8 protein-coding genes are annotated in these 11,668 nt (G+C 64.5%); 2 read left to right on the top strand and 6 right to left on the bottom strand.

All coding sequences use genetic code 11. The features are described from left to right. Positions 1–3 precede the first annotated feature (3 nt). A complete protein-coding gene (locus tag ABIE53_RS03660) occupies positions 4–894 on the bottom strand; it encodes a MurR/RpiR family transcriptional regulator (protein WP_114155779.1) in 891 nt (296 codons plus the stop codon). 112 nt (positions 895–1,006) lie between these two features. On the opposite strand from ABIE53_RS03660, the gene ABIE53_RS03655 reads away from it, so the two are divergent. Then, complete coding sequence (locus ABIE53_RS03655) at positions 1,007–2,284, top strand: amino acid deaminase (protein WP_006047988.1); 1,278 nt, start codon at positions 1,007–1,009, stop codon at positions 2,282–2,284. Positions 2,285–2,343: 59 nt separating this feature from the next. Here ABIE53_RS03655 and ABIE53_RS03650 read toward each other — a convergent pair whose 3' ends face one another. Together ABIE53_RS03650 and ABIE53_RS03645 are read right to left on the bottom strand one after the other, a co-directional pair. Then, positions 2,344–2,835, bottom strand: coding sequence for a MarR family winged helix-turn-helix transcriptional regulator (locus tag ABIE53_RS03650; protein WP_006047989.1), 492 nt, complete (start codon positions 2,833–2,835; stop codon positions 2,344–2,346). 28 nt (positions 2,836–2,863) lie between these two features. After that, a complete protein-coding gene (locus ABIE53_RS03645; protein ID WP_114155778.1) occupies positions 2,864–4,459 on the bottom strand; it encodes an MDR family MFS transporter in 1,596 nt (531 codons plus the stop codon). Positions 4,460–4,598: 139 nt separating this feature from the next. Here ABIE53_RS03645 and ABIE53_RS03640 point away from each other — a divergent pair, with 139 nt between their 5' ends. Next, positions 4,599–5,441: an EcsC family protein gene (locus tag ABIE53_RS03640; protein ID WP_114155777.1), complete on the top strand. Its 843-nt coding sequence runs from the start codon at positions 4,599–4,601 to the stop codon at positions 5,439–5,441. On the opposite strand, the gene ABIE53_RS03635 is transcribed toward ABIE53_RS03640, so the two are convergent. From ABIE53_RS03635 to ABIE53_RS03625, 3 genes are all read right to left on the bottom strand, one after another. Next, positions 5,411–6,376, bottom strand: a complete 966-nt coding sequence (locus ABIE53_RS03635) for an alpha/beta hydrolase (protein ID WP_114155776.1) — start codon at positions 6,374–6,376, stop codon at positions 5,411–5,413. The genes ABIE53_RS03640 and ABIE53_RS03635 overlap by 31 nt on opposite strands. A 123-nt stretch (positions 6,377–6,499) precedes the next feature. Continuing rightward, entirely contained in the window at positions 6,500–6,934 is a 435-nt protein-coding gene (locus ABIE53_RS03630) for a CHRD domain-containing protein (protein WP_006047993.1), read from the bottom strand. 279 nt (positions 6,935–7,213) lie between these two features. Beyond that, the gene (locus ABIE53_RS03625; protein WP_374710197.1) at positions 7,214–11,665 is read right to left on the bottom strand and encodes an ATP-binding protein; all 4,452 of its coding nucleotides are present in this window, start codon (positions 11,663–11,665) and stop codon (positions 7,214–7,216) included. Between the last annotated feature and the right edge of the window lie 3 nt (positions 11,666–11,668).

The following is an 11,668-nucleotide window of genomic DNA, read 5'->3' as shown; positions in this document are numbered from 1 at the left end:
GGATCAGTCTCCTAATGGTTGTCGATCGCCGCCGCCACGATGCGTGTCGAGCGCGTGCTTCATGCGGCGCAGCAATTCGCGGCTCTCGTCGCCCTGACTGACGGCCAGTTCGGTGACGAGCACGTCGAGCGCCATCATCATCGCGTAACGCGACGAAGACGGCTTGTAAATGAAGTCGGTCTCGAACGCGACAATCGGGATCAGCCAGTCGGCGAGCTTCGCGAGCGGCGACGCCGGCGCGGTGAGCGCGATCACCGTCGCGCCGTAGCTGCGCGCGATCTTGCAGTTCTCCACCATCTCCGGCACGCGGCCGGTCGTGGAGAGCGCGATCAGCACCGTGTCGCGCGAGACCGTGCTCGCGACCATGCGCTGCAACAGGCCGTCCTGATACGTGGCCACAGGGCGGCCAAGGCGCACGAGCCGGAAACGCATTTCGTCGGCGAGTGCGGTCGAGCCGCCGCCCATGCCGAACACGTAGATCATGCGCGCGGCGCGCAGCGCGGCAGCCGCGTCGGCCAACGGCGCCTGCCGCAGCAATCGATGGTTGTGCGCAAGCGCCGTCTGCAATTCGTCGAACACGCGCGTCGCGATGTGCTCGGGCGCGCCAGCAGGCGTGCCCGCCTGCAAGAACCGCTGGCCGACCGCCGCTGCCTGCGCGAGCCTCAGCTTCAACTCGCGGACGTCGCGGCAGCCCACCGCTTTCGCAAACCGCGTGACCGTCGCGACGCTCACTTCTGCCTGCTCGGCAAGCGCGCCGATGCTGGCGCGCGAGGCGCCCGTCAGATCGTCGAGAATCAGCGCGGCCACCTTGCGCTCGGCCGAACGCAACTCGGGCGCGCATTCGGCAATGCGCGCGACGATGTCGAAGGTCAGCGGTTCGGCGGCGGAGTTCATCGCGGCTCGTGAAAGGGCGTGGTACTAAATAACATTTCTCCGTCCATCGTACTTTCGGTAACATGATAAAGTCAACTTGGATGCAATTTAACCGGACGATGGAGCAGGAGACATGAAAGTTACAAACTATCAGGGCGCAACGATTGATCCTTATAGCAAGGGCTTGGGCATGGTTCCGGGCGCGAGCATCCAGCTCACGGACACCGGGCGTCTCGAGTGGAATCTGCTGAACGAAGACGTGAGCCTGCCGGCCGCCGTGCTGTACGCGGACCGCGTCGAGCACAACCTGAAATGGATGCAGGCATTCGTCGCCGAATACGGCGTCAAGCTCGCGCCGCACGGCAAGACGACGATGGCGCCGCAACTGTTCCGCCGTCAATTGGAAACCGGCGCGTGGGGCATCACGCTCGCCACCGCGCATCAGGTGCGCGCGGCTTATCACGGCGGCGTGTCGCGCGTGTTGATGGCCAACCAGCTCGTCGGGCGCCGCAACATGATGATGGTCGCCGAGTTGCTGAGCGACCCGGACTTTGAGTTCTTTTGCCTCGTCGATTCAGTGGAAGGCGTCGAGCAATTGGGACGCTTTTTCACGTCGGTGAAGAAGCCGTTGCAAGTGCTGCTCGAACTTGGCGTGCCTGGCGGGCGCACCGGCGTGCGCGACGAAGCGCAGCGCAATGCGGTGCTCGAAGCGATCGGCCGCTATCCGGGCGTGCTGAAGCTCGCGGGCGTCGAGTTGTATGAAGGCGTGCTGAAGGAAGAACACGAGGTGCGCGAGTTTCTGCAAAGCGCCGTTGCGGTTACGCGCGCGCTCGTCGACGGCGGGCGTTTCGAGCGTACGCCGGCGATTCTGTCCGGCGCGGGCTCGGCATGGTACGACGTGGTCGCGGAGGAATTCTCGAAGGCGTCGCAGACGGGCAAGGTCGAGGTCGTGCTGCGCCCCGGCTGTTATCTGACGCACGACGTCGGCATTTATCGCAAGGCGCAGACGGACATCTTCGCGCGCAATCCGGTCGCTAAAAAGATGGGCGAAGGCTTGCTGCCTGCGTTGCAATTATGGGCCTACGTGCAGTCGATTCCCGAGCCCGACCGCGCGATCATCGGTCTTGGCAAGCGCGACTCGGCATTCGACGCAGGCTTGCCGGAGCCGGCGCGCCATTACAGGCCGGGCAGCGAGGCGCCGCGCGACATCGCCGCGAGCGAAGGCTGGGAGATTTTCGGCTTGATGGATCAGCACGCGTATATGCGGATTCCCGCAGGCGCCGATCTGAAGGTGGGCGACATGATCGCGTTCGACATCTCGCACCCGTGTCTGACGTTCGACAAATGGCGCCAGGTGCTGGTCGTCGATCCGGCTTATCGCGTGACGGAAGTGATCGAAACGTTCTTCTGATTTTTTGCGTTTGAGGGCGCGCGCGGCGTGGAGTGGATGCACTGAGGCGCCGCGCCGCTTCAGCGCTCCGCTCGCGACGCTTCGGCGGCAAGCTCGACAGGCGTTTGTGCAACATTCGCCGCCGACACGACTTCGCCGATTCTCGCCTCCAGCATCTTCAACGCGCCGGACAACGCGCTCAGCGCGTCGTCCGGCAGCGCGGCCATCGTGTCGTGCAAAAACGCGTTGCGGCGCGGCAGGCTGGCTTCGGTTGCAGACAGGCCCGCTTCGGTCAGACGCACATTGGTCACGCGGTTGTCGCGCGAGTCCATGCTGCGCGCGATCCAGCCCAATCCTTCGAGCGCTTTCAACTGGCGCGTCAATGCGCCGGGATCGACGCGCAATTGCTCGACAAGCCGCTTCTGCGACGACTCGCCCCCCTGCTGATGCAGCGCGAGCATGATGCGCCAGCGCGGCAACGGGTGGCCGACTTGCGCCTCGAACGCCGACATGAACGCCCGGTATGTGCGGCCGAATTGCTGCATGACGGCTACGCGGTCCTGTTCTTCCATGATGGTTCTATCAAGCTGCAATCGAAAATCAGTCCGCGTGGACCACCGGCTCGAGCTTGCGCTGGAGCTTGATCGGCGGAACGCGGCGGCTTTGCCATACCGACACGACGGCGACGACAGCCGCCATCGCGAGACCAAAGTGAATCGCCGAGACGAGCGTTTCGCGCGCGGTCTCGAGAAGCATCGCGCCATTATGGCCGGCTTGCGCCAACTCGCCGAGCAGCGTTGTTTGCGCTTCGTGATTGATGAGGATCTGCGGATCGCCCAGGTCGCTGAACCATTGCGACGCGCGATCGCTTTCGAGCGCGCTGCGCACGCCGCTCGCGTACATATGGCTGATGAGCGTTCCGGTCAGCGCGGTGCCGATCATGCCGCCGATCATCCGCAGCGATTGCAGCAGCGCGGTTGCAATGCCGAGATGCTCGCGGCCGGCCGTCTGCTGCGCGAAGATGGTGAGGTTCGGCATGACGAAGCCGAGGCCAAGGCCGCCGAGCACCATGAACGACATGAGGAGCCAATGCGGCATCGACCGCGTGGCGACCACCACGCCGAAGCACGCGAGCGCGATCAGCGCGAAGCCGACGTACAGCATCAGATTCGGATTGCGCACGCGCGAAACCACGCGTCCGTTCGCGATGCTGCCGATCGTGATGAAAACGACGAGCGGCGTGATAACGACGCCCGCTTCCTTCGGCGACATGCCGAAGCCGCCCTGGAACAACAGCGGCGCGTAGAAAAGCAGCGAGAACATCGTGAAGCCGCCGAGCACCGCGAGCGTGAACAGCGCGGCGAGACTCGGGTTGCGGAACATATCGACGGGAAGGATCGCCGTCGGGCAGCGCTTCTCCCATTGCCACAGCGCATACGCCGAAGCGGCGCTCAGCACGAGCAGCGCACACGCGCTGAGCGTGAGCCCATGCTTCGGCAGCAATTCGACGAACAATTGCAGCGAGCCGAGCGCCACCGCGATCAGCGCGGCGCCGGGCCAATCGAGCCGCATCTTGCCTTCATGTTCGACGTGCCGCAGATGCGGCAGAAAGCGCCAGACGAAAAAGAGCGATAGCAGGCCAACCGGCAGATTCACGTAGAAAACCGAGCGCCAGCCGTAGTACTGAGTGAGGAAGCCGCCCAGCGACGGCCCGACCGCATTGGCGATGCCGAACGCCGAGCTCATCAGCACCTGCCAGCGCAAACGCACGACCGAATCGGGAAACAGGTCGGGAATGCAGGCGAACGCGGTGCCGACCAGCATGCCGCCGCCGATGCCTTGCAGGCCGCGCGCGAGCACGAGAAACAGCATGTTGTTCGCCATGCCGCACAGCACCGACGCGGCCGTGAACACGACGATCGACGCGATCACGAACGGCTTGCGTCCGTAATAGTCGCCGAGGCGCCCGAAGATCGGCACGGTGATCACCGAGGTCAGCAGATACGACGTGGCCACCCACGCGTACAGCTCGAAGCCCTTGAGCTCAGCGACGATGGTGGGCAGCGCGGTGCCGACGACCGTCTGGTCCAGCGCGACCAGCATGGTGACGAAGGAAATGCCGAGCATCGCCAAAAGCGATTCCCGGAACGGCAAGACTTGCCCACTCGAATGGTGGGCGGCGGTGTGGACAGCCATTTTTGATAGAGCAACAGTTGACGCGTCAAACGATTAGGGAATCATACCACGCATGTTGGCTCTAAGCAGGACGTCGACGGTGGGCATAAGCGCGTTCGTCGACGGAAAAAAAGCACATCACATCACGCCAGGGAGGCGCATGGAGCCAGGTTCGCTCGCAGGACAATCGTTGTCGGAAGAAGATCTGAGCGCGCTGCGGCGCGCGAAACACGAACTGGAAAGCCCCGCGCTGGCGATGAAGCTGGCGAGCATCGTCGGCGCGCCGTTGGAGAAGCTGCTGTCGCGCATGCCCGCGTTCGCCAACGAGAAGGTCACGGACGCCACCGAACTGGCTTTGCGCAAGTGTCTGTCCATCGCGCTGCGCACGCTTGGCCGGCGCGACGGCGCGTCGCCGCTGCTCGCGCCCGAGAAGCCGAGCAATCTGCTGCACAAGTTCGCGGTGGCCACGACCGGCGCGGCCGGCGGCGCATTCGGCCTCTTTGCACTGCCCGTCGAATTGCCGGTCACGACCACGCTGATGTTCCGCTCGATTTGCGACATCGCGCGCAGCGAGGGCGAGGATCTGACCTCGATCGACACGCAGCTCCAATGTCTGACGGTGTTGGGCATGGGCGGCACGTCCACGGCTGACGACGACGCCGACTTCGGCTACTTCATCATGCGCGGCGCGCTGGCGCAGGCGGTGTCGAAGGCGTCGTCAGAAATCGCGACCAAGGGATTCACCACGCACGGCTCGGCCGCCTTGCTGCGGCTCGTCAATACGATCGCCGCGCGCTTCTCGGTGCAGGTGAGCGAACAGATCGCCGCGAAGTCCATTCCGGCGATCGGCGCGGTGCTCGGCGCAATGGTCAACACGGTTTTCATCGACCACTTCCAGCAGGTCGCGCACGGCCACTTCACGGTGCGTCGACTGGAACGGCAATACGGCGAGCCGACGGTGAAAGCCGCGTATCAGACTATCAACGTCACGCTCGGCGCCTGAGCAGGATTGGCGGCGCGGCGTGTCGCGCGCGTCACGAAGGCGGCTGCGCGATCGAGCGCGCGGTTCGCCTCGGGCACGAACGGCGCGAAAAGCGGCCACACGTGCGGCATCTTTTTCCACACCTCGAGTTCGCAATCGACACCCGCCGCGCGCGCATTCGCCGCGACGCGCCGCGAGTCGTCGAGCAGGACTTCGGTGCTGCCCGCCATCATGAAAAGCGGCGGCAAGCCGCGCAGGTCCGCGTAGAGCGGTGACGCATACGGATGCGTGGCGGGCATCTCGCCGAGATAGACCTTGGCCGCCCGCGAGATTGCCGGGCCGCTGAACATCGGGTCCGCGCCGTCGTTATCGACGATGCTCGCGCCGGTTGCCGCGAGATCCGTCCACGGCGAGAACAGCAGTGCGCCGGCGGGCAACGGATCGCCCGCGTCGCGCAGCGCGACCAGCGCCGCGAGCGCAAGGCCGCCGCCAGCCGAATCGCCTGCAATCACGATCGACTCCGGCGCTGTGCCGTCGGCGATCAATTGACGGTAGGCGGCGGTCGCATCGTCGAGCGCGGCCGGGAAGCGGTGTTCGGGCGCGAGGCGGTAATCGAGCGAAAAGACCCGTGCATTCGCACGCGTGGCGAGACCGAACACGATCGAGCGATGTGTCCGCGGCGAGCAGAAGTAATAGCCGCCGCCGTGGCAGTAGAGCACTGTGGCTTGCGCGCCGGCTGCGGGTTGGTCCGCTGCAGGTTCGATCCATTCGCCTCGCAGTGGGTTGCCGTCCGCGCCATCGAGTTCACGCAGACGCCAGCCGCGCGGCACATCCGGCGACCACACGCGCTTCGCCGTCAACGCGCGCGCCTTGTGGACGTCGATATGCGGTTTCAGGGTTTGAGGGCGAAATTGCCTGCGCAAAAACCAGCACGCGAGTGCGCTTTGCCAACTCATCGGGACACGCTCCTTCGGAAATGTCCCGTCATGGTACGTGCGTTGTCCGCTGCGTCGGTGGATGGGGGCTTCTAATCGTGAAGGCGCATCCGCCGATCCGACCGTGCTACGCAGTACCGCCCGCTAGTTGGCAGGCAGCACTTGCCCGCGAATTTCACCCATCGGGTTCTGCGCGGTGTGAATGTTGAAGTACCACTGGCCGGCCATCAGGTCGGTCACCTGCTGTTCGCTGAGGGCCGCCGAGCCTTTCATCGGACTCGCTACCGCGCTTTTGTCGATGGGAACCTGCACTTTCGCGTTCTGCCCAACCGGCGCCGGACCGTGGAAATGCGCGGCCGTGACGGGGCCGCTGAGCCCTTCATAGGTGACGGTCCATTGGAGAGATTTCGTCGACGTGTCGAAGGTTGCGTTCAGCGCGCCGTGACCGTGACTCACACGCGGTGGCACTTCGCTGGAAGGTTCGAGGTCTGCCTTCAGCGCAACGGTGTCCGCAAACGCGGCGCCCGCCATTGCCGCCCACAAAGCCATCGCGATATTGAGTTTTTTTAGCGTATTCATGGTCTTCTCCGACGAAATGCACCGCGCCGGCACCACGGCCGCGCGAAGCCATCACATACTAGTGCAAATCGTCGGAGGGCGTCGATGGTGGGAGTGGACGCAGCAAATGCACCGCTCGACGCTTGTTGCGATTTTCCCGAACAGTTATTTGCAGATTATGGAATGAATCATCCGGGCGATCCCTGGTATGCTTTGACCTCGCGAGAAGTGACTCCTTCATCGAGGGATGTCTCCAAATCTTTAACGCGGCTTCGGCCGCGTTTTTTTTCGTCTAAGCGTTCAGGCGAGCAGCGCGGCTTGCTGCTCGATGCCGTCCAGCATTGCATTGCACTTGTCGATGAGCGCAAGTCCTTCGCGGCGCGCCCGCTTCGGCTCGCTGATGACGCTGTGGCGATATTCGTCGAGCGCGCTGATGAGCGGCGGGTATTGCAGCACGCTAGCCGCGCCCATCACCCGATGAAGCCACTCGCGCACGAGAACCATATCGACGTTCTGGAGCAACGGCGTGAGCGACCGAACGTCTTCGCGCACGGAAGAAACGAACGAATCGAGCAAAGCCTTGACCGTCGATTCGCTGCCCCACAATTGCGTCATGTGACCGAGATCGACCGGGACGAACGGCTCGGCGGCCGTTGCTGACGCTCGGGCAAGCTCCGTGGTGTCGGCGGTTTCGGCCGGAGCGGCCTGCCAGGCGCTGTCAATGCCGAACCAGCGGCTCAGATATTCACGGAGCGTGGCGAGGCGCGTCGGCTTGATGAGGCTCTCGTCCATGCCCGCCTCGCGGCACAGGTTGAGGTCTTCGGGCGCCGTGTTCGCGGTGACGCCCAGAATCGGCAGACGATGCGAAACGCCATGCTCCTGCTCTCTTTCCCGAATGCGCTGCGTCAATTCATAACCGGACACGTTCGGCATATGACAATCGGTGATCAGGCATCCGTAACTGGTGTGTTCGAGCGCGGTTAGCGCTTCTGCGCCGTCGTTCGCGACGTCGCACGCAAAACCGAGCAGCGCCAGTTGATGGCGAATCAACTCCTGATTCACCGGATGATCTTCAGCGACGAGAATCAGGCGGCCGCTCGCCATAGCCCGCTCGCGGTCCGGCGGCGCGGTGATGCCTTCGCGCACAGCCGACGCACCAGCCGACGGCGTCGGCGCGGACTGAAGTCCCGTCATGACCGCCGCGCACGCCGCACCGAGCCCGCGCCATGATATGGGGTTGATGCTCAGGCGCACGTTGGCGTCTTCGAGAATGCGGTAGCCCGTGGGCTTGGCCTTCTCCGTCAGCGAGATCACGCGCAGCTTGTGCGTGACGTTGGCGGGCAGCGTCAGGTCCTCGCTCACGAACAATAAGTCGACGTCGCGTAGCGTGGCGCTGCAACGCAAATCCTCGGCGTCTGCCGGAATGTGGTACAGGTCGAGCCCCAGCGCTTGCCCGAAGTGGACGAGCGCCTGGCCGACTCGCGCGTCGTTGGTCGCGACGAGACAGCGCTTGCCGCGCAAGCCGCTCACCGAATAGCGCTGCGTCTCGACCGGCATGCTGAGCCGCACGGTCATGCGGGTGCCGCGGCCGGGTTCGCTGTCTAGCGCCAGCGAGCCGTCCATCAATTGGATCAGCTTGCGGCAAATCGTCAAACCGAGGCCGGTTCCACCGAAGCGGCGCGTAGTGGACGACTCGGCCTGCACGAACGGCTCGAACAGCTTTGCCTGCAGTTCCGCCGGAATGCCGATACCGGTATCTTCGACGATGACTTCGATTGTCTGAAGCTCGCCAGTCTGCGCAACCGCCGCCACGCGCACGTCCACGTGACCTTCGGGCGTGAACTTGATTGCGTTGCCGAGCAGATTGAAAAGCACTTGGCGCAGTCTCACGCTGTCGCCTCGCAGCGTGGCCGCGACGTCAGATGCAATGTCCACCCGGACTTTCAGGCCCTTCTCGTGCGCGCGGCCGGCGAGCAGCCCCACGGCGTTGTCGACCATTTCACGCAGATCGATGGGCTCCGCTTCGATCGTCAGGCGGCCGGCCTCGATCTTCGAGTAATCGAGCAGATCGTCGAGGATTTGCAGCAGCGCGCCCGCCGACTCGTGAATCATGCCGAGCATTTCCCCCTGGTCGGAGTTGAGCGGCGTGCGCTCCAGCACCTCGACGAGCCCGAGCACGCCATTCATCGGCGTGCGGATTTCGTGGCTCATCATCGCGAAGAAGTCGTCCTTGGCGCGCGAAGCGGCCTCCGCCAGGTCGCGCGCCCGGGCGAGTTCCTCGGCACGCGCGTGCTCAATGCTCGCGTCCACCCAGTAGCCGCTCCATACGACGCCCCCGTCCGCTTCGCGGCGCGGCACCAGTTCCGCGCGCGTCCATTTGAACTCGTGTTCGCGGCCGAGACGAAACTCGACGAGCACCGGCGTTTCAAGACGCGCCGAACGTTCGAGTTCCGCAAGCACCACTGGCCGGTCTTCGTCGCAAATGCGCGCGAAGTCGGCATGTTCGAGGCATGTCTGCCTTATTCCGCTTTCGCCAAGCAGAAGTTTTGGCGCACCGCCGATGTAGGGAAACGAATAGGCGCCGTCCGCCGCGCGGCGCAATTGGAACACCACCGCTGGCAACGAACGGGTGACATCGAATAGCCGCCGCTCGGTGTCGCGCGCGCGCATTTCGGCACGCCGGATGTCGGTGATGTCGACCATGGTGCCGAGCGAACAGACCGGCTGACCGTCATTGCCGCGGCAGATGCTGGTCCAGAACAGGCCGTGCCGCAAATCGCCGGGGCCGCGCTCGAACTGAAGCTCGACCTGGGCCATGTCGCCGCCTTGCAGCAGGTCGAGCCTCATTTTCTCCAGCACGTCGCTGTTGGCTTCGCCCCACGTCTGAACGTCCATCGTGGTGCGTCCGAGAACTGCCTCGCGGCCTCGCCCGCATGCCGCTTCATACGCACCGTTGACGGCGATGTAGCGACCTTGCAGATCCTGCGCGACGAGCGGATAGGGAACCATCTTCATCATGGTTTCCTGGAAGTTCAGTTGCAACGCGAGCTCCTGCTCGGTTTGCTTGCGGCGCCTGACTTCGCGCTGGAGGAGCAGATAAGCGCGCAGCGTGACCAGCAACGCGACACCGATGCCGATCAGCACAGGCAAGAGGCGCACGGCCGTCACGCTCCACGTACCCGTTGCCGGTGCGTTGCCGGTCACCCATTTCTGCCGGATGCGCTGCCTCTCGGCAGGCGGCATGGCGAGCAACGCACGGTCGATCAGCCCGGCGAGCGGACTCAGGTCCGGGCGCACGGCGAAATCAAGGGCGTCCGACTCGCCGACCGTGCCCAGAATCTTTAGCACGCCCGAGTATTGCCGCTTGAGCACCGTGTCCACGGCAGCCACATTTTCCACGACGACGTCCGCTTCGCCGGACGCGACCATGCGCAACGCTTCGTCGAGGCTTGGCGCGATGGCCAGGTGGTCCTTCGGGATGCGTTGGAACGCGAGCAGACCCGCCCCCGCGACATGCGACGACACCACGACGCGCCGCGCGGCAAAATCGCCGAGCGAACGTGCGGCGGGCTCGTCGTCGCGACCGACCATCACGAGCGGATAGCTTTCGTATGCACGGGTATGCCGCGCCTTCTGAAGGCGCGGATCGTTGCTTGAGCCCGTGGTGAGAATGGCCAGTTCGCCGCGCTGGAATGCGTCGATCGTGCTCGGCCAGTCGGGCTGCCGCGCGCGGTTGAATACCACGCCGAGCGTGCGGCTCAGGTAGGCGAGATAGTCGGCGGTAATGCCGGCCGGATGCCCGGATGCGTCGATATAGCTGAACGGCGGCCAACTGCTGTCGAAGCCGACTTGCAACGGCGGCAGCGACCGCAGCCAGGCCTGCTCCTGCTGCGTCAGTTCCAGGCGAGACGTGGCGGATTCGGGTTTCGCGTCGAAATTGCCCGAGAGCCAGTGAACGCGAATCGCCGTATCGTCGGCCTGACTCATGGATGCCAACGCACGATTGAGCCGGTCGCGCAATGCAACCTGGTTGCGCGGCACACCGAACCGCAGTTCCGCGCTCCGGCTGGTTTCCCCGAACGCGACACGCAGATTGCGGAACTCGTCGGTGGCGAGTGCATATTGGATGGCCGGCGTGAAGCCCATGTAGACGTCTGCATCGCCGCTAGCAACCGCGGCGAGCGCCGCGTGCGTCGATGTAAAAGCGCTGATCTGGGCGCGCGGAAAGCGTTCGCGCAAAGAGCGCTCGAGCGCAAAGCCTTTCTCGATCGCGATGGACGCTGCCGCGACGCGCGCGGGGCCTTCGTACAGTTCACCGTCCCTGCGGACCACCGCCGATGTCGACGCGCGAAAATACGGCGCCGTGAAACTGAGGCACCGCTCGCGCTCGGGAGTGCGGGCGACGCTCATCAATAGATCAACTTCCCCCGCGCAGGCTGCGGCGAGCAGTTGCGGCATGTCGGGAAACGCCTTGGCCTCGATCACGACGTTCGGCCCGACCAGCGCACGCAGATAGTCGACGCTCAATCCGGTCAGCCGGCCGTCCTGCAGCGCGTCGAACGGCAACCAGTTGTCCGCGAGCACGCCGACGGTAATTTTCTGCGGAAAAGCTTCAACCGTCCGCACCGAAGCGGAATCGCCGAACGGCTCCGCGACCGCTGCCGATTGCGCAGCGGCAAACAGAGCCAGTCCCACGAGACATAGGCAGACGCGCCGGAATACGCGCGCTATCGCGGCCCTTTCGAAGCCCATCGC

The organism is Paraburkholderia sp. OAS925 (genome assembly GCF_040543975.1).
Taxonomy (GTDB): Bacteria; Pseudomonadota; Gammaproteobacteria; order Burkholderiales; family Burkholderiaceae; genus Paraburkholderia; species Paraburkholderia graminis.
This window is presented reverse-complemented; position numbering and strand designations above follow the sequence as displayed.